This window comes from Roseovarius sp. PS-C2 (assembly GCF_018862045.1).
In the GTDB taxonomy this organism is placed as follows: domain Bacteria; phylum Pseudomonadota; class Alphaproteobacteria; order Rhodobacterales; family Rhodobacteraceae; genus Roseovarius.
This window is the reverse complement of the sequence record NZ_JAHKSQ010000001.1, coordinates 211,896-227,735: the sequence shown is the minus strand read 5'-3', so window position 1 is coordinate 227,735 and position 15,840 is coordinate 211,896. Positions and strand designations below refer to the sequence as shown.

Sequence of the window (15,840 nt, the reverse complement as noted above, 5' to 3'; positions counted from 1 at the left end):
GCGCGGGGCGATGGGGCTTGATGGAACGTGGAAACAGGCGGCGGGACCATGACGAAAGAACGTATTTTTGCGGTTTTGGCCGCGTTGTCCGTGGCGGGGTGCATGCCTGCACCCGAGACCGGGGCCGAAGCGCAGGCAGAGGACGGCGCACAATTCTATGCGGCCTATTGCACCTCGTGCCACGGGGCGGGGGCGCGCGGCGATGGGCCTCTGGCCGGGGATCTGTCGGTGCCTCCGGCGGATCTGACGCGGCTGGCGGCGCGCAATGGCGGGGTGTTTCCCTATGCGGCGGCGATGGCGCGCATTCACGGCTATCCGGGGCAGTTTCACGAGATGCCGCAATTCGGCCCGCTGCTGGACGGGCCGCGCGTAACGTGGCACGATCCGGCCACGGGTGAGACGGTGGAAACGCCGCGGGCGTTGCTGGCTCTGGCGCGGTATCTGGCCAGCATTCAACGGGGCTGATCGCGCGGCCCCATCAGGAGGAGCAAGACCATGACCCGAGTGTTTGACCTGAGTGTTCTGTCCCTGGCCGTCGCCCTGAGCGCTTCGACGGCATCGGCGGACGGGGACGCGGCGACCGGCGAGGCGCTGTATGACCGGTATTGCGCGGCCTGCCACGGGGCCGAGGCCACGGGGCAAGGGCCGATGCGCGCCGTTCTGACGGTGCAGCCGAGCGACCTGACCGCCCTGAGCGCGGGCAATGACGGTGTGTTCCCGATGGAGCGGGTGGTCAAGCGGATCGACGGGCGCGATCCGCTGGTGGCGCATGGCAGCCAGATGCCGGTCTATGGCGATTTCTTCGACGGCGACGGGGCGTCGTTGCGCACCGAGAGCGGCCAGCCGGTGATCACCTCGACCCCGGTGGCCGATCTGGTGGCCTATCTGCAGAATTTGCAGGTGCAGTAGCAACTGCTGGACAAGCCGGGGTGGCTGCGCGACGCTGATCGCCATGTCGCATTGGCCCCTTACCCCCGAAGATATCACCAGACCGGCCTATCGCAGTCTGGCACAGGGCATTGCCTCGGCCATACAGGCGGGCACGTTGCAGCCGGGAGACCGTCTGCCGCCGCATCGCGACATGGCATGGCGGCTGGAAATCTCGGTTCAGACGGTGAGCCGCGCCTATGAAGAGCTGATTCGGGCGGATCTGGTCACCGGCGAGGTGGGGCGCGGAACCTTTGTGAACAGGGGGCCGCGCGAAACGCTGAAAATGCCCTGGCATCACGGGGCCACCGAGCGCCCGCCGATGGACCTGTCGCTGATGACCCCGGTCTGCCTGCCGCAGATCGCCGAGGCCTGGGCCGACTCGTTGCATCGCGTGGCGGGGCGGCTGCCGGAGGGGGCCTTTCACGATTCGCGCCCCGGTCGGGCCTCGTCGCATTACGGAGAGATGGCGCAGGCCTGGCTGAAACGCTGTGGCCTGACGGTTCCGCGCGACCGGATTCTGGTGACCAACGGGGTTACCCCGGCGATGTTCGTCGCCCTGGCGGCGGTGGCGAGTCCGGGGGATGTGATCGCGACGGAAAGCGCGACCTGCCATTCCCTGAGACCGGTCGTGCAGCATTTGCATATGAGGATGCAGGGCATCGCCGGGGATGAGCGCGGGATGCTGCCGGAGGCGCTGATCGAGGCGGCGCAGGCGGCGTCGGGGCAGATGAAGGCGGTGTTCCTGTTGCCGTCGGGGGCCGGTCCCTTTGCCCGTGTCATCGACCGGGAGCGGCGGGCGGCGCTGGCGCGGGCGGCGGAAGTTGCGGGGCTGGTCATTCTGGAAAGCGATCCGCTGGGGCCGCTGGTTTCGCGGCGGCCCCCGCCGATCGCGAGCTTCGCCCCCGACCGGACGCTGTATTTCACCGGCCTGACCAAGTGCCTTGCGCCGGGGCTGCGGCTGGGGTTCTTGGTGACGCCGGATTATCTGACGGATTGCGCCGCCAGCCGGCATCTGTCGGTGTCGTGGATGGCGACGCCGCTGATTGCGGAGATCGCGTCGGACTGGATGGAGACCGGCAGCGCCGATAGGTTGCTGGAGGCGCAGCGCGCGGAACTGGTGCTGCGCAACCGGCTGGCGCAGAATCTTCTGGGGGTGCGCTGTCTCGGCGGGGATCAGGGGCTGCATCGCTGGCTGGCGCTGGCGGACACGCAGGACGAGCGGGCGTTCAGGCAAACGGCGCTGGAGCATGGGGTGGCGGTTTCGGCGGGGGCCGGTTTCGCGGTGTCCGAAACAGGCCCGGCTGTCCGGTTGTGTCTGGGGGGTGTCGGGTTGCGCGATCTGAAGCTGGCGCTGAACACACTTGCCTCTCTGGCAAGCGTTCCTGCACAGCCAGCCGTGGAAAACCCCTGAAAACCACGGCGAAAATTGTCATGATTTAATATATCAATTGACTTGAAAAATTTGACCTTGGAGTTTGACGGTAGCCAGTGTGGGAGTTTTCCCCGCAACCTGGAAGCCATTCCGCCCGCGTGTTTCGCTGCGGCGGGGTCTAACGACAGGGAGTAAAACATGACTTACAGATCACTCTTAACGACCAGTGCCATTGCGCTTCTCGTGGGCGCGGGCGCTGCCGCGGCCGATACGTGGCGGTACGCGTTCGAAGAGGCGATGGAAGAGGTTCAGGGCAAATTCGCCCAGAAGTTCAAGGAAGAGATCGAGGCCAATTCCGATCACACGATCCAGCTGTTTCCCTTCGGCACGCTGGGCGAATCCGACAGCATCATGGAACAGACCCAGTCGGGCATCCTGCAATTCGTCGACCAGTCGCCGGGGTTTACCGGGGCGCTGATCCCCGAGGCGCAGGTGTTCTTTGTACCGTATCTGCTGCCGCAGGATACCGAGACGCTGGCCAGCTTCTTTGAAAATTCCAAGGCCATCAACGAGTTGTTCCCGCCGCTTTACGCCGAGCAGGGGCTGGAACTGCTGACGATGTTCCCCGAGGGCGAGGTCATGATGACCACGACCGAGGCGGTCAGCGGCCCCGACGACCTGAACGAAGTGAAGTTCAGGGTCATGACCAACCCGCTGCTGGTGGAAAGCTACAAGGCCTTTGGGGCCACGCCGACGCCGCTGCCGTGGGGCGAGGTCTATGGCGCGTTGCAGACCGGCATCATCCAGGGGCAGGAAAACCCCGCCTTCTTCATCGAGTCGACGAAGATGTACGAGGTGACCGACCATATCACCCGCGCCGGGCACAACAACTTCACCACCGCCGTCATGGCCAACAAGGATTTCTATGACGGGCTGTCGGACGAGGACAAGACAGTGGTGAACAACGCCATCGACGCGGCGTTCGATTACATCATCGAGTATCAGTCCGGCCTGACCGAAGCCTCGCTGGAGAAGATCATGGAGGCCAAGCCCTCGATGACCATCACCACGCTCACCGAGGAAGAGCGCGCGCCGTTCATGGCGACGGCGGATTCGGTCGAGCAGGAGTTCCTGGAGATCGGTGGCGATCAGGCGCAGGCGATCCTGGATCAGCTCAAGGCCGATCTGGACGCCGCCAAGAGCGGCGGTTGACCGTCACGCGCAGAATGCGCAACGCCAAACAGGCGCTGGCCGTTTCGCGACGGCCGCGCCACCCTGACAGATTATCCCGAGGATTGCGGCCATGAAGCCTGAACAAGAACGCGCGTCCGCGAGCGATCCGGACCTCCTTGCCGAAATGGCCGTCCCGGTGGCGGACGACGATATCGACGATTCCAACTACGTTTCGGGATTGCCGGGGTTTCTCGGGGTGATCGACGTCGCCATCGCCCGGATCGAGGCGGTGTTGCTGGCCGTCGGGGTCTTGCTCATGGCGGTGAACACGATGGCGAATGTGGTCGGGCGATTCTTGCTGGGTCAGAGCATTTTCTTTTCCGAAGAAGTGAACCGGGCGTTGATCGTCCTGATCACCTTCGCCGGAATTTCCTATGCCGCGCGCCACGGCCGCCATATCCGCATGTCGGCGTTTTTCGACGCGATGAAACCGCCGCTGCGCAAGCTGTTGATGGTGGTGATCTCCGTGATAACGGCGGCGGCGATGTTCCTGCTGGCGTGGTATGCGCTGGATTACCTGATGACGCAGGCATCGCGCGGACGGTTGTTGCCGGCGCTGCAGGTCCCGGTCTGGTGGATCATCGTCTGGGCGCCGCTGGGGTTCTTCCTGACCGGGGTGCAATATGCGCTGACGGCGATCAAGAACGCGATTCACAAGGATATCTGGCTGTCGACGAGCACGCTGGAAGGCTACGACGATACCAGCGAAGAGGAGGTCTGAGCCATGGCCATCGCAATCTTCGGCACGATGATCGTGCTATTGCTTCTGGGGTTCCCGATGATGATTCCGCTGATCGCGGGATCGCTGATCGGGTTCGTGTCGCTGTTTGGCGGGTTCGGCCAGCTCGATACGATGGTGCAGCAGATCCTTGGCGGGATACAGCCCGCCAGCCTGATCGCGGTGCCGATGTTCATATTCGCCGCCGATATCATGACGCGCGGACAGTCGGCGAACCGGCTGATCGACCTGGTCATGTCCTTTGTCGGGCATCTCAAGGGCGGTCTGGCGGTGTCGACGGCCTCGGCCTGCACGCTGTTCGGGGCGGTGTCGGGCTCGACCCAGGCGACGGTGGTCGCCGTGGGCGGGCCGCTGCGCCCGCGGATGCTGAAGGCGGGGTATAACGACAGTTTCGCGCTGGCGCTGATCGTCAATTCGTCGGACATCGCCTTTCTGATCCCGCCCTCCATCGGGATGATCATTTACGGCGTGGTTTCGGGCACCTCGATTTCGGAACTGTTCATCGCCGGGATCGGGCCGGGGCTTCTGATCCTGTTCATGTTCTCGGTCTATTCGTATTTCTATGCGGTCAAGCACAACGTGCCGACCGAGCCCAAGGCAAGCTGGGGCGAACGGGGCCGGGCGATCCAGCGTGCGCTGTGGCCGCTGGGCTTTCCGGTGATCATCGTCGGCGGGATCTATGGCGGGATTTTCTCGCCCACCGAGGCGGCGGCGGCCTGTGTCCTTTATGCGCTGATCCTGGAGATGGGCGTGTTTCGCGAAATGGACGTCAAGCAGCTATACGCGACGGCGAAATCCACCGGGCTGATCACGGCGGTGGTGTTCATCCTTGTCGGGGCCGGTGCGGCGTTTTCCTATGTCATCAGCTTTGCGCAGATTCCGCAGCAGGTGCTGGGCAGCATCGGCATCGACGAGATGGGCGGCTATGGCGTGTTGTTCACGATTTCCATCGCCTTTTTCGTCGGCTGTATGTTTGTCGATCCCATCGTGGTGATCCTGATCCTTGTGCCGATCTTCGCGCCGGTGGTGGCCTCGGTCGGGCTGGACCCGGTTCTGGTGGGCACGATCATCACGCTGCAGGTCGCGATCGGGAGTGCGACGCCCCCGTTCGGCTGCGATATCTTTACCGCCATCGCGGTGTTCAAACGGCCCTATGCCGAGGTGGTCAAGGGCACGCCGCCCTTCATCATCATGTTGTTGTCGGTTGCGGTGCTGTTGATCTTTTTCCCGCAGATCGCGCTGTTCCTGCGTGATCTGGCATTCTCCAAGTGAGGGGGTCGTGATGTTCAGGAAGATACTTGTCGCCTATGACGGGTCCAAGGGGGCCGAGGCCGCGCTGGAGAAGGGGGCCGAACTGTGCAAGCTGACCGGGGCCGAGCTGATGGTGCTGACGGTTTACCGGCATCACTCGATCCTCGAAGCGTCGCTGTCCATGGTGCGGGGCAGCGACGAAAGCGGCGCCAGTCTGGACGATGCGATGCGCGCGGTCTCGCGCGAGGCGGCGGAGCACGCCAAGGCCCGCGCCGGGGAACTTGGGGTCGAGTCGGTGCATGCCTTCATCAAGGGCGGTCCGTCGGCGCGCACCATCGTGTCCTTCGCGGAAGAAAAGGGCTGCGATCTGATCGTTGTCGGCTCGCGCGGGCTGGGCGCGTCGGAGGGCTATATGCTGGGCTCGGTCAGTCACAAGGTGACGAGCCTGACCTCGATCCCGGTGCTGGTGATCTGATCCGTCTTCATTCCTGAGAGCAGGGCACCGTCACGGTGGTGTCGGGGCCTGTTAATTCCTTGTTGATACCTCCCTTGCGTATCGGGTGCGGCGGCGGGCCGTGCCTGTCGTGCAGATACGTATGACATCCGGGCCGCGTGGGGCCGGGATGCGGAAAGGGAAGTCTCATGAACAAGGCAATCACCGACGGGGTCGTTTTCATGCCGCCCGAATTTGCGGGCGGGCTGGATGTGTGGTCGAGCGGGAACGGAACGCCCGGCGCGGATACCTATGAAAACGCGGTCAATGCGGCCTTTGTCCCGGCGGATCAGGATTTTGGAGGGGCGCTGGAACTCCAGAAGGCCGATACGGTGCAAAAGCTGCGCTATATGGGGGAAACGCCGCTGTTGCCGGGCTGTTACCTGCGGATCAGCGCGCGGGTGAAGGCGGTGGCGGGCAACCTGCCGTCGGTGCGCATCGCGGGCTGGGCCGGGGGCGCGGGCGGGGCGCATGTCGGCGGGCTGAGCGAGGCGGGCCCGGCGGTGAGCCTGACCAGCTATGGCGAGGTGGTCGAGGTGAGCGCCATTGTCGGTTCCGGCGCGCGCACCGGGGTCGACATGGTGTGGGGGAGCGAGGCGCTCTATGGGCATTTCGGGCTGGACCTGACCGGCCCGAGCGGCGGCGTGGTGCTCATCGACGACATCGCGATCGAGGATGTCACCCATGTGTTCCTGCGCGACATGCTGAGCGTGGTGGATGTGCGCGACCATGGCGCGCTGGGCGACGGTGTGAGCGACGATTCCGCCGCCTTCGAGCGGGCCGATGCGGCGGCGAACGGGCGCGAGGTGCTGGTGCCGCAGGGCACCTATTACCTTGCCGACAGCGTGACCTTTCAGAACCGGGTGCGGTTCGAAGGATCGGTCGCGATGCCCGAGGACAAGATCCTTGGCCTGACCAAGAATTTCGACCTGCCCGCCTATATCGACGCGTTCGGGGATGACGAGGAACTGGCCTTCAAAAAGGCGTTTCAGGCGCTGCTGAACACGGCGGGGCATGACTCTCTCGATCTGGGGGGGCGGCTCATCGGGGTGCGCGCGCCCATCGACATGCAGGCGGCGCTGGCCAACCGGACCTATTTCAACCAGCGGCGGGTGATCCGCAACGGGCAGTTTTCGATCTATTCCGGGCCGGCCTGGGAGACCGAGGTGGCGACCTCGCAAGCGAGCTATTCGCCCAACGATCCCAAGCGGCTGACCGGGGTGGTGAATGTGGCCAATGTGCCGGTGGGCGCGCTGGTGGAAGGCAATGGCGTGGGGCGCGAGGTTTACGTGCGCTCAAAAAACCTTGCGGCGCAAAGCGTGGAGTTGAGCGCGCCGCTCTACGATGCGGACGGCGCGCAGGTGTTCACCTTCCGGCGGTTCAAATACATCCTCGATTTCAGCGGGTTCGAGGATCTGGGCCGCTTTACCCTGTCGGATATCGAGTTCCAGTGCGGCGGCGAATGCAGCGGCATCCTGTTGCCGCCGACCGGCAGCGGCTTTGCCCTGCGGGATTGTTTCATCACGCGGCCGAAGGATCGCGGTATCACCAGCCACGGCGAGGGCTGTCAGGGGATGTTGATCGACCGCTGCCAGTTCCTGTCCAACGAAAGCCCGCTGGCCGCCGTGGACCGGCAGTCCATCGCGATCAACGCCAATGCCAACGATGTCAAGCTGCGCAACAACCGGGCGGTGCATTTCCGGCATTTCGCGGTGATCGGCGGCTCCAGCACGATTGTCACCGGCAACCACTGGTTCCAGGGCGATACGTTGCAGAATTCGCCGCGCATGGCGGGGCTGGTCCTGACGCGCACCAACAACCGGGGCACGATCAACGGCAACTATGTGGACAACAGTTTCATCGAGTGGTCGAACGAGCACGATCAGGCGCCGGAATTCGCGAGCGAGTTTTCGTTCAGCCAGTTGATCGTGACCGACAACACCTTTCTGGCCAGCCATGTGGCGCCGTGGTTCAATTTCTTCGTGGTCAAGCCGCACGGCGCGGGGCATTTCCTGAACGGGCTGACGATGACGGGCAATTCGTTCCGTATCATCGGCGATCCGGTCGACCGGGTCGAGGGGATCGACACCAGTTTCGCGGCGCTGGATTTCAACCGGTTCTCCAATGTCACCTTCCGCGACAACATGTTCAAGAACGTGAACCGCACGGTGGCCAGCCCGATCATGATCGAACATACCGAGGCCAGCCCGGCGCAGGCCTGGATCATAGATGCCGGACCGCGCCTGCCGTTCAACGCCTGGGCGCAGGGGGTGGATGCGGTGGTGGCCGCGGGGCCGCTGCGCGATGACAGTGGCGCGGTTTTCTACGGTGCGCCGTATTACCAGGGCAAGCAGGGGCCGGAGAACGATCAGGTTGTGCTGCGTTGGAGCGAGGATGTGCAGGGGACGGTGCGGATCACGGTGCGGATCGACGACCCGATGTGATGGGCGGCGGCGCTGGCGGCGGTCAGAATTCGTGCCAGAGCGCGATTTTCGCTGCCAGTGCCCGGCTGTTCTTCAGCCCGGTCACCACGCCGATTTCGATGTGGCGACCGGGCGGGCCCTGTATCACCCAGGACGGGGCGAGCTTGAGATAGGCATCGCCTCGCGCCGGTTGTCCGGCCTGAAGTTGCAGGATGGTTTTGATGCGCGCTGTGGTGTCGAGGCCGAGTGTCAGGTCGCTTTCCCATGCGGTGTCGAACCTGTCCTGAAAGACGGTTGCGCGGATATCGAGCACCAGCCAGCCGGAGCGTCCGGCAATGTCGATCCCGCGCCCGAAGGACAGGCCGGGGCGCAGCACCGGGCGTGTGCCCTGAACGCCCGAGCCCAGTTCCAGCGCGAGGCGCATTCCTCCGGGGGCCTGACCGAAGGGGATGCGGGCGAAGGTGATGGCCTTGTCCAGCCCGCCGGGGCCTGCGCCGATATCGAGGCCGAGCGTCAGCCGGTCGGACAGGCCGTATTCGCCGTAGAGGGTTGCATATCCCCGGTCGCGCAGGATGTCGCGCTCCCACGAAAATGACAGGAAAGTGTCGCCCTTGCCGCGCGGCCAGGGGCCGGCCTGCGCTATGCGCGCGGGCAGGGCGGCCAGCAGGCCGCACAGGCATATCAGGAGCAGAACGCGCCGCATCGGCCCTCCGGTCAGATGGCCCCCACACGGGATTCAGTTATCCTTAGTCTTGGTAAACCGGCGGTTAATTTCTGATCGGGCGCGGTTAGAATTTGCGCTGTGACGCAAGGATGTTAGGCTGAAGCGTGTAAAAGGAGTTCCGCCATGCCCTTGATCCGAACCGACAACAGTTATCAGACCGTGATCACCACCTTCGAGATGACGCCCGGCACCTGTCAGGATCTTCTGGACGAGTTGACCAGCGCCTATGAGGAGTTCATTTCGAAACAGCCCGGCTTCATCGCGGCGGGGTTGCATGTGAACGATGCGCAGACCCGGATCGCCAATTATTCCCAGTGGAAGCGGCGCGAGGATTTCCAGGCGATGCTGCGCAGTCAGGAAATGCGCAAGCGCAATCGCCGGATCAACGAACTGTGCAAGGGGTTCGAGCCGGTGATGTACGAGGTCGCCGGAACTTTCGACTGAATGAGCCGGGGCGAGATGGACAAGGGGAACGGGGACGGCGAGCGTGCGCTGGCCGAAGAGCTCGAAGCGCTGCGCGCCGAGGTGGCGCGGCTGAACAAGCACCGTTTCGTGCGGATTCACAACTCGATCCCGCGGCTGTTGATGTTCAATTTCGCGCGCGGCGCGGCCTTTGCGCTGGGCACGCTGCTGGGGGCGTCGATGATCCTGTCGATCGTGGTCTGGGCGCTGAGCCAGGTCGAACTTCTGCCGGTGATCGGAGAATGGGGCGCCGAGATCAAACGCCAGATCGAGGACGCGACGGAATTGCCTTAGCATCTGACCTGCGTCAATGTTTCCCGGCACATGCCGTGCCATACTGCCATGAACTGCAATTGGAGGCTCTTATGTACAAGAATGTTCTCGTTCCTGTTTCCTTTGAGGAAGACCGCGATTCGGCGGGCGCGATAAATGTGGCCCGTGTTCTGGCCGGTGACGGCGGCAAGGTGACCGTGCTGCATGTCATGGAGCAGATTCCGGGCTATGCCATTTCCTACGTGCCCGAGAATTACTTGGTGGAAAGCCGACAGGCCATCGAGGCCGAACTGAGTGAAATGGCGGCGACCCTGCCCAACGGTGTGGCCGAGGTGATCGACGGGCATTCGGGCCGCACCATTCTGGATTACGCCGAAAAGAACGGCGTGGATTGTATCGTGATCGCCAGCCACCGGCCCGGCATGCAGGATTTGCTGTTGGGCAGCACCGCGACGCAGGTGGTGCGACATGCGGGCTGTGCGGTGCATGTGATCCGCTGAGACCGCGGGCGATTGGCGCCGGCGGCGCCACTAGGCCCGTCCCTTGCGGGGGCGGGCGTTTCGTGGTGATCTGATCGGTGTTCACGAGAGGGAGGAGTTTCGATGCGTTTCACGATCATTCCGGCCATGCTTGGCCTGTTGGCGATGCCGGTGGCGGCGCAGGAGCAGAAGCCGGTCAATATCCGGCCCGATATCCCCTCGGTTACGGTGCAGACGCCCTCGGGGCCGGTCGAGATTTCGCGCATTCAGGACAATACGCACGAGATCACCGGCGAATGGGCGCGCACCTCGCGGGCCTGTCCGCCGTTCTGCATCCAGCCGATGACGCCCGCGCCGGGCGTGACCACGATTGGCGAGTTGGAATTGCTGGAGATGCTGGCCGACGAGGAGGCCGTGGTGGTGGACAGCCGCACGCCTGAGTGGTTTGCGGGCGGCACCATCCCCGGCGCGGTCAACATCCCCTATACGCAGGTGGTGGATCGACTGGGCGAGTTGGGTTGCGAGATCGACTTTGAGGGCTGGGTCTGTGACGAGGCCCGTCCCGTCGCCCTGTTTTGCAACGGGCTCTGGTGCGGGCAAAGCCCCACGGCGATCCGCAACATGATCGAGGTGGGCTATCCTGCCGACAGGATTCATTATTATCGTGGCGGTATGCAAAGCTGGCGGGTGCTGGGGCTGAGCGTGACCGGAGCATCGAACTGAGACAGGGGCTTTAGGACGGCCGCGCCCCGGTTGCGCCGCTGAGCCGGGCAGGCGAAGGGGCGGCATTTCCGGCGCGTTCGGGGATTGCCCCTTGATCCGGGACGAAAAGAGAACAAATGTGGGGCGGAACCACGAGGACCGCCCCCGATATGCCCTATGCCCATTCCGATAAAACCCCGCCGATCCTGCACAGCCCCGCGCCGGATGTGAAAACGCGCGAAAAGCTGGAAGGCGGCAAGCGGTTCGAAATGGTGACGGAGTTCGAGGCCGCGGGCGATCAGCCCACGGCGATTGCCGAACTGACCGCAGGGGTGAACGAGGGCGAGCGCAACCAGGTGTTGCTGGGCGCGACGGGCACCGGCAAGACCTATACGATGGCGAAAGTGATCGAGGAAACGCAGCGCCCGGCAATCATCCTGGCCCCCAACAAGACGCTGGCCGCGCAGCTTTACGGGGAATTCAAGGGATTTTTCCCCCATAACTCGGTCGAGTATTTCGTCAGCTTCTACGATTACTACCAGCCCGAGGCCTATGTGCCGCGCTCCGACACCTATATCGAGAAGGAATCCCAGATCAACGAGCAGATCGACCGGATGCGCCACTCGGCCACGCGGGCGCTGCTGGAGCGGGATGACGTGATCATCGTGGCCTCGGTGTCGTGCATCTACGGGATCGGCAGCGTCGAAACCTATGGCGCGATGACGCAGGACCTGAAGGTGGGCGAGGAGTATGACCAGCGCAAGGTCATGGCCGATCTGGTGGCGCAGCAATACCGCCGCAACGATCAGGCGTTCCAGCGCGGCAGTTTCCGGGTGCGGGGCGACAGCCTCGAAATCTGGCCGGCGCACCTTGAGGATCGGGCATGGAAGCTGAGCTTTTTCGGGGAGGAGCTTGAATCGATTGGAGAATTCGATCCGCTGACCGGCGAGAAAACCGGCAGTTTCGAGCAGATCCGCGTTTATGCCAACTCGCATTACGTGACGCCCAAGCCGACCATGCAGCAGGCCATCGTCCATATCCGCAAGGAACTGCGCCAGCGGCTGGGTCAGTTGGTGGGCGAGGGCAAGCTGCTTGAGGCGCAGCGGCTGGAGCAGCGCACGAATTTCGATCTGGAGATGCTGGAGGCGACCGGCGTGTGCAACGGGATCGAGAATTATTCGCGCTACCTGACGGGGCGCGCCCCCGGTGAGCCGCCGCCCACGTTGTTCGAATTCATTCCCGACCATGCAATCGTGTTCGCCGATGAATCCCATGTCAGCGTGCCGCAGATCGGCGGCATGTATCGCGGTGACTATCGGCGCAAGTTTACCTTGGCCGAGCATGGCTTTCGCTTGCCGAGCTGCATGGACAACCGCCCGCTGAAATTCGAGGAATGGGACGCTATGCGCCCGCAATCGGTGTTCGTCAGCGCCACGCCCGCTGCGTGGGAGATGGAGCAGACGGGCGGGGTGTTCACCGAGCAGGTGATCCGCCCCACGGGCCTTCTGGACCCGGAGGTGGAAATCCGCCCCGTCGAAATGCAGGTGGACGATTTGCTGGACGAGGTGCGCCGGGTATCCGAGGCGGGCTATCGCACGCTGTGCACCACGCTGACCAAGCGCATGGCCGAAGACCTGACGGAATACCTGCACGAGCAGGGCATTCGCGTGCGCTACATGCATTCGGACATCGACACCATCGAGCGGATCGAGATCCTGCGCGACCTGCGCCTTGGGGCGTTCGACGTGCTGGTGGGGATCAACCTGCTGCGCGAGGGGCTGGACATTCCCGAATGCGGGCTGGTGGCCATTCTGGATGCCGACAAGGAGGGGTTCCTGCGCTCGGAAACCTCGCTGATCCAGACCATCGGGCGCGCGGCGCGCAATGCCGAGGGGCGGGTGATCATGTATGCCGACAAGATCACCGGATCGATGCAGCGGGCCCTGGACGAAACCGACCGCCGCCGCACAAGGCAGATCGCCTATAACGAGGAACACGGCATCACGCCCGCGACGGTGAAGAAGAATGTCGACGACATTCTGGCCGGGCTCTATCAGGGCGACGTGGACATGAACCGGGTGACGGCGACGGTGGACAAGCCGATGGTGGGCAGCAATTTGCAGGCCCATTTGGACGGGCTGCGCGCCGAGATGCGAAAGGCCGCCGAGAACCTGGAATTCGAAGAGGCCGCGCGGCTGCGCGACGAGGTCAAGCGGCTGGAGGCGGTCGATCTGGCCGTCCACGACGACCCGCTGGCACGGCAACAGGCGGTGGAAAAGGCCAGCGAGGACGCGGTGAAAGCGCGCGGGCGCTCGACGGCCGGACGTCCGGGGCAGCGCGGCGGGAACGTGAAGCGGCGGGGGCGGTAGAGCAAAGGGCTTGGTGCGCAGTGAATGCGCACCCTACGGGGGCATCATTTAACGTGATTTTAACCATGCCTGCGCCAGTCTGCGTCACATGCAGAACCTGAATTCTCCTTTATCCCCCGAAATATGGCTCAACGATCTGTTTGCGTCCAAGGCGGTGCAGCAGGGTGGGGTGATCCGGCGCAAGGCGCGGGATGTGGAGCGTTTTGTGGGGATGGAGCTGTTCTTGCGTGAAATCCATCGGCGCGGGTTTCAGGTGGCAGAGAACTCGGGGCAGATCGTGATTTTCTGCAACCGTGCGCTTGTGCGGTGGCTGTCGGGGCCGGTGCCGCTTTCTTGAAAAGAAAGCGGTTCGAAATCTTTTCAAGATTTCGGTCAGAGGAGATGGCCCGACTTGGCGGCCTTGGTGGCGAGGTAGGCGCGGTTATGGGCGTTTTCGCCCACTTTCAGCGGCACGCGCTCGGTCACGCTGACGCCGCATTCTTCCATTTTGGCGATCTTGCCGGGGTTGTTGGTCAGCAACCGCACCGAGGAAAAGCCCATGCGCTTGAGGATTTCCGCCCCGATGCGGAAATCGCGCTCGTCATCCTCGAACCCCAGGCGGTGGTTGGCCTCGACCGTGTCGAACCCCTGATCCTGCAGGGAATAGGCGCGCATCTTGTTGGCAAGGCCGATGCCGCGCCCTTCCTGGTTGAGATAGAGCAGCACGCCCGCGCCTTCGGCCCCCATTTGCGCCAGCGCGCCGCGCAGTTGCGGGCCGCAATCGCATTTCAGGCTGCCCATCAGGTCGCCGGTGAAACAGGCCGAATGCAGGCGCGCCAGAACCGGCTTGTCGCGCGGCGGCTGGCCGATTTCGATGGCGTAATGTTCCTCGCCGCCGTCCTCGGGGCGGAAAATGTGCAGCCGCCCGGCCTCGGACACCTGCAAGGGCAGGCGGGCGCTGACCACCGGGTGCAGGGGGCTGGTTTCCGATATCATCGCGGCGGCGGGCGTGGCGGGCACGCGCGTCAGGCTGTGGCTGGCGGCAAAGCTGTCGGGGTCGGAGAGGTCCAGCACCAGCGCGGCGGGCAGGAGGCGGGCCGATTTGACCAGCGACAGGGCAAGGCGGTGCAGCGCGGCATCGCCGCCGCGTTCGGCCATCAGGGGGCCTTTCATCGGGGTTTTCAGGTCGTCGGCGGGATCGGCCACGCCCAGAACCCAGGGCAGGCTGGCATCCGGCGGCAGGAGGATGCGCGCCACGTCGCCGTCATAAGCGCGCGCCTTGAGCGTTTCGGCGCGGCGCGCGGTGATCGCCAGCATGGGGCGCCCGCCAAGCGCGCGCAGGTCCGCCAGGCGTTGCGCATCCAGCGTTTCGGCGGCCAGCACCAGTGCCGCGCCGTCCGCGGACTCGAGCACGACGGGCACGCCCATGCGCAGATCGGCGCGGGCGCGTGCAAGCGTTTCTGTCAGGTCCGGGGCAAGGCTCATGGCGCGGTGTCCTTGGGATGTCTTCGTTGTTACTCTGTAACATCTAGCCCCTTTTGCAGGGAATTGAAATATACGCCCCCGATTCAACACGTCGCTGTGAGGCCGCTGTTGCATATCTTGTGCAATCGCCTTCGCTGCCACATCTTTGCGGCACCCAGTACGAGGAGCCATTTGCATGGGACAGCTCAAGAAAATTCTTCTGGTCGATGACGATGACGACCTGCGCGAGGCGCTGAGCGAGCAGCTTGTGATCACCGAGGATTTCGACGTGTTCGAGGCTGCCAACGGGGCCGAGGCGATGACGAAGGCGCGCGACGGACTCTACGATCTGGTGATTCTGGATGTCGGCCTGCCCGACACCGATGGCCGCGAGCTGTGCCGGTTGATGCGCAAGCAGGGGGTCAAGGCGCCGATCATGATGTTGACCGGCCATGATGGCGATGCCGACACCATTCTGGGCCTTGATGCCGGGGCCAACGATTACGTGACCAAGCCGTTCAAGTTTCCGGTGCTTCTGGCGCGAATCCGGGCCCAGCTGCGCCAGCATGAGCAATCCGAGGACGCGGTGTTTCAGTTGGGGCCGTATACCTTCAAACCCGCCATGAAGATGCTGGTCGACGAGGAGGATCGCAAGATTCGCCTGACCGAGAAGGAAACCAACATCCTGAAATTCCTGTATCGCTCGCCTGACGGGGTTGTCGCGCGAGATGTGCTGCTGCACGAGGTCTGGGGCTATAATGCGGGGGTCACGACCCACACGCTGGAGACCCATATCTACCGCCTGCGCCAGAAAATCGAACCCGATCCGTCGAATGCGCGCCTGTTGGTGACGGAAACAGGCGGGTATCGGCTCTTGGCATAGCGCAAAGAGAGCCTATGTAAGGATCACGTCATGCAGGCGCACGCGCAGGGCTTGACGAATATCA

17 protein-coding genes are annotated in these 15,840 nt (G+C 63.8%); 15 read left to right on the top strand and 2 right to left on the bottom strand.

The genetic code is table 11. The features are described 5' to 3' along the window. The first annotated feature begins 48 nt into the window (after positions 1-48). The 8 genes from KPG71_RS01100 (at position 49) to KPG71_RS01065 (ending at position 8,462) form a co-directional block, all read left to right on the top strand. Entirely contained in the window at positions 49-465 is a 417-nt protein-coding gene (locus KPG71_RS01100) for a c-type cytochrome (RefSeq protein WP_253195997.1), read from the top strand. Between the two features lie 30 nt (positions 466-495). Then, complete coding sequence (locus KPG71_RS01095; protein WP_216336117.1) at positions 496-909, top strand: c-type cytochrome; 414 nt, start codon at positions 496-498, stop codon at positions 907-909. Between the two features lie 43 nt (positions 910-952). After that, positions 953-2,341 (top strand): PLP-dependent aminotransferase family protein, encoded by a 1,389-nt coding sequence (locus tag KPG71_RS01090; protein ID WP_216336116.1) that lies wholly within the window; start codon positions 953-955, stop codon positions 2,339-2,341. A gap of 159 nt (positions 2,342-2,500) precedes the next feature. Further along, a complete protein-coding gene (dctP, locus tag KPG71_RS01085; RefSeq protein WP_216336115.1) occupies positions 2,501-3,514 on the top strand; it encodes a TRAP transporter substrate-binding protein DctP in 1,014 nt (337 codons plus the stop codon). A gap of 145 nt (positions 3,515-3,659) precedes the next feature. Further along, on the top strand, positions 3,660-4,256 hold the full coding sequence (locus tag KPG71_RS01080) for a TRAP transporter small permease (protein WP_216336693.1): 597 nt from the start codon (positions 3,660-3,662) through the stop codon (positions 4,254-4,256). A gap of 3 nt (positions 4,257-4,259) precedes the next feature. Then, positions 4,260-5,546 (top strand): TRAP transporter large permease, encoded by a 1,287-nt coding sequence (locus tag KPG71_RS01075; protein ID WP_216336112.1) that lies wholly within the window; start codon positions 4,260-4,262, stop codon positions 5,544-5,546. Positions 5,547-5,556: 10 nt separating this feature from the next. Next, a complete protein-coding gene (locus KPG71_RS01070) occupies positions 5,557-6,000 on the top strand; it encodes a universal stress protein (protein ID WP_073032589.1) in 444 nt (147 codons plus the stop codon). Between the two features lie 167 nt (positions 6,001-6,167). Then, positions 6,168-8,462 carry a glycosyl hydrolase family 28-related protein gene (locus tag KPG71_RS01065; protein ID WP_216336111.1) on the top strand — a complete coding sequence of 765 codons (2,295 nt, stop codon included), beginning with the start codon at positions 6,168-6,170 and terminating at the stop codon, positions 8,460-8,462. Positions 8,463-8,484: 22 nt separating this feature from the next. Here the strand turns inward: KPG71_RS01065 and KPG71_RS01060 are convergent, their stop codons facing one another. Continuing rightward, positions 8,485-9,144, bottom strand: a complete 660-nt coding sequence (locus KPG71_RS01060) for a hypothetical protein (protein WP_253195996.1) — start codon at positions 9,142-9,144, stop codon at positions 8,485-8,487. Positions 9,145-9,288: 144 nt separating this feature from the next. Between KPG71_RS01060 and KPG71_RS01055 the strand changes: the two genes are divergently transcribed. The 6 genes from KPG71_RS01055 to KPG71_RS01030 all read left to right on the top strand — a co-directional run bounded on the left by KPG71_RS01055 (position 9,289) and on the right by KPG71_RS01030 (position 13,787). After that, complete coding sequence (locus tag KPG71_RS01055) at positions 9,289-9,609, top strand: antibiotic biosynthesis monooxygenase (protein ID WP_073032585.1); 321 nt, start codon at positions 9,289-9,291, stop codon at positions 9,607-9,609. Continuing rightward, a complete protein-coding gene (locus tag KPG71_RS01050) occupies positions 9,610-9,921 on the top strand; it encodes a DUF5665 domain-containing protein (protein ID WP_216336109.1) in 312 nt (103 codons plus the stop codon). It begins immediately after the preceding gene. A gap of 71 nt (positions 9,922-9,992) precedes the next feature. After that, positions 9,993-10,400, top strand: a complete 408-nt coding sequence (locus KPG71_RS01045) for a universal stress protein (RefSeq protein ID WP_216336107.1) — start codon at positions 9,993-9,995, stop codon at positions 10,398-10,400. Positions 10,401-10,544: 144 nt separating this feature from the next. Next, positions 10,545-11,102, top strand: coding sequence for a rhodanese-like domain-containing protein (locus tag KPG71_RS01040; RefSeq protein WP_253196046.1), 558 nt, complete (start codon positions 10,545-10,547; stop codon positions 11,100-11,102). Positions 11,103-11,251: 149 nt separating this feature from the next. Continuing rightward, positions 11,252-13,450: an excinuclease ABC subunit UvrB gene (uvrB, locus tag KPG71_RS01035; RefSeq protein WP_216336690.1), complete on the top strand. Its 2,199-nt coding sequence runs from the start codon at positions 11,252-11,254 to the stop codon at positions 13,448-13,450. An 88-nt stretch (positions 13,451-13,538) separates the two neighbouring features. Then, on the top strand, positions 13,539-13,787 hold the full coding sequence (locus KPG71_RS01030; protein ID WP_216336105.1) for an aspartate aminotransferase: 249 nt from the start codon (positions 13,539-13,541) through the stop codon (positions 13,785-13,787). 35 nt (positions 13,788-13,822) lie between these two features. Here the strand turns inward: KPG71_RS01030 and ribA are convergent, their stop codons facing one another. Next, entirely contained in the window at positions 13,823-14,914 is a 1,092-nt protein-coding gene (gene ribA / locus KPG71_RS01025; RefSeq protein ID WP_073032574.1) for a GTP cyclohydrolase II, read from the bottom strand. 175 nt (positions 14,915-15,089) lie between these two features. Between ribA and KPG71_RS01020 the strand changes: the two genes are divergently transcribed. Then, positions 15,090-15,776: a response regulator transcription factor gene (locus KPG71_RS01020; RefSeq protein ID WP_216336103.1), complete on the top strand. Its 687-nt coding sequence runs from the start codon at positions 15,090-15,092 to the stop codon at positions 15,774-15,776. Positions 15,777-15,840 lie beyond the last annotated feature (64 nt).

What these genes read in the sequence shown, in the direction of transcription:
- KPG71_RS01075 (WP_216336112.1), top strand. Translation starts at nt 4,260, where the DNA reads ATGGCCATCGCAATCTTCGGCACGATGATCGTGCTATTGCTTCTGGGG.
- KPG71_RS01065 (WP_216336111.1), top strand. Translation starts at nt 6,168, where the DNA reads ATGAACAAGGCAATCACCGACGGGGTCGTTTTCATGCCGCCCGAATTT.
- KPG71_RS01040 (WP_253196046.1), top strand. Translation starts at nt 10,545, where the DNA reads ATGCCGGTGGCGGCGCAGGAGCAGAAGCCGGTCAATATCCGGCCCGAT.
- KPG71_RS01080 (WP_216336693.1), top strand. Translation starts at nt 3,660, where the DNA reads ATGGCCGTCCCGGTGGCGGACGACGATATCGACGATTCCAACTACGTT.
- KPG71_RS01100 (WP_253195997.1), top strand. Translation starts at nt 49, where the DNA reads ATGACGAAAGAACGTATTTTTGCGGTTTTGGCCGCGTTGTCCGTGGCG.
- KPG71_RS01055 (WP_073032585.1), top strand. Translation starts at nt 9,289, where the DNA reads ATGCCCTTGATCCGAACCGACAACAGTTATCAGACCGTGATCACCACC.
- uvrB (WP_216336690.1), top strand. Translation starts at nt 11,252, where the DNA reads ATGCCCTATGCCCATTCCGATAAAACCCCGCCGATCCTGCACAGCCCC.
- KPG71_RS01045 (WP_216336107.1), top strand. Translation starts at nt 9,993, where the DNA reads ATGTACAAGAATGTTCTCGTTCCTGTTTCCTTTGAGGAAGACCGCGAT.
- ribA (WP_073032574.1), bottom strand. Translation starts at nt 14,914, where the DNA reads ATGAGCCTTGCCCCGGACCTGACAGAAACGCTTGCACGCGCCCGCGCC.
- KPG71_RS01090 (WP_216336116.1), top strand. Translation starts at nt 953, where the DNA reads ATGTCGCATTGGCCCCTTACCCCCGAAGATATCACCAGACCGGCCTAT.
- KPG71_RS01070 (WP_073032589.1), top strand. Translation starts at nt 5,557, where the DNA reads ATGTTCAGGAAGATACTTGTCGCCTATGACGGGTCCAAGGGGGCCGAG.
- KPG71_RS01020 (WP_216336103.1), top strand. Translation starts at nt 15,090, where the DNA reads ATGGGACAGCTCAAGAAAATTCTTCTGGTCGATGACGATGACGACCTG.
- KPG71_RS01050 (WP_216336109.1), top strand. Translation starts at nt 9,610, where the DNA reads ATGAGCCGGGGCGAGATGGACAAGGGGAACGGGGACGGCGAGCGTGCG.
- KPG71_RS01060 (WP_253195996.1), bottom strand. Translation starts at nt 9,144, where the DNA reads ATGCGGCGCGTTCTGCTCCTGATATGCCTGTGCGGCCTGCTGGCCGCC.
- dctP (WP_216336115.1), top strand. Translation starts at nt 2,501, where the DNA reads ATGACTTACAGATCACTCTTAACGACCAGTGCCATTGCGCTTCTCGTG.
- KPG71_RS01095 (WP_216336117.1), top strand. Translation starts at nt 496, where the DNA reads ATGACCCGAGTGTTTGACCTGAGTGTTCTGTCCCTGGCCGTCGCCCTG.
- KPG71_RS01030 (WP_216336105.1), top strand. Translation starts at nt 13,539, where the DNA reads ATGCAGAACCTGAATTCTCCTTTATCCCCCGAAATATGGCTCAACGAT.